Source organism: Pedobacter sp. 01T416_2 (genome assembly GCF_056398925.1).
In genome coordinates, this window is record NZ_JBFTQI010001148.1 from 1 (window position 1) to 1242 (window position 1242).

The 1242-nt window shown below is 37.8% G+C and carries 1 protein-coding gene; it reads left to right on the forward strand.

The window, feature by feature from the left end:
* Nucleotides 1-545: 545 nt before the first annotated feature.
* A partial coding sequence (locus AC1DPQ_RS28115; protein WP_477611621.1) for a family 43 glycosylhydrolase occupies nt 546-1242 on the forward strand: 697 nt, incomplete at its 3' end.

Below are 1242 nucleotides of genomic sequence, written 5' to 3' on the forward strand. Positions count from 1 at the left end.
GGGCAGGACCGGTTTAACCAACTGGCTTGGGGTTTTGCTTTCCAAAACAACTAAATAAATTTAACTTCTATTGTCAGTCTAAGCGGAGTCGAAGACCTTTATTAGTCGAAATAAAAAACATATGTCCTTCAATAGGCTACCATTGATGTTATTTTGTAATTATTTAAATATGAATGGTTTATGTCGATTATATGTTTCCATCCAACTGGGCCATAGCACGGCATCCCCGTTCTACTTAAATCCGGCCTAACAAATTTTTCGGGCTGCACTGTTCTGGCCGCACAACTGCCTTCAAAAGAAAAATTTTCAGCCGGCATTTTTTGTTTCTTTTTGATGCCAAAAAGAAAGAGCCCTTCGGCGGCGGCGAGCCGAGGCAAGACCGCGCCTTAGGGCAAAAGAAATCAATTGTAGGTCACTCATATTGATTTTTACAACATAAATTACCCCCTCAGGATGACATCTTTGAACTTTTACTTTCCATTCTTTGTGGCTGGAATAGAATACCCTTAATTTTTTTAATAGCTATTTTTTTCTAAATTGCTGCCATGAAATATCTATTCTCATCTCTTTTACTTTTATCTGGACTTACTTCTTTAGCTCAAGATACTAAAACGATTAACCAGTCTGGAAATCCAATATTTCAAGGCTGGTATGCAGACCCTGATGCTGCTATTTTTAACAATAAGTATTGGGTTTATCCCACTTATTCGGCCAGGTATAAAGAACAGGTTTTTTTAGATGCCTTTTCATCAGACGACTTGGTGAAATGGAAAAAACACCCGCATATTTTAGATACTGCTGCTGTAAAATGGGCCAACAAAGCCATGTGGGCACCGGCAATTGTTCAAAAAGACAAAAAGTATTACCTGTTTTTTGGTGCCAATGATATTCAAAGCGATAAAGAAATTGGTGGAATTGGTGTAGCCGTTGCCGATAAACCAGAGGGACCGTATAAAGACCATTTAGGGAAACCTTTAGTGGATAAGTTTTATAATGGCGCTCAACCTATTGATCAGTTTGTGTTTAAAGATAAAGATGGTCAGTATTATTTAATTTATGGTGGCTGGAAACACTGCAATATTGCAAAGTTGAATAAAGATTTTACTGGCTTTTTGCCTTTTGAGGATGGTACAACTTTTAAAGAAATTACGCCTGATAATTATGTAGAAGGGCCATATATGTTCATCAGAAATGGTAAATATTATTTCATGTGGAGCGAAGGCGGCTGGACTGGTCCCGATT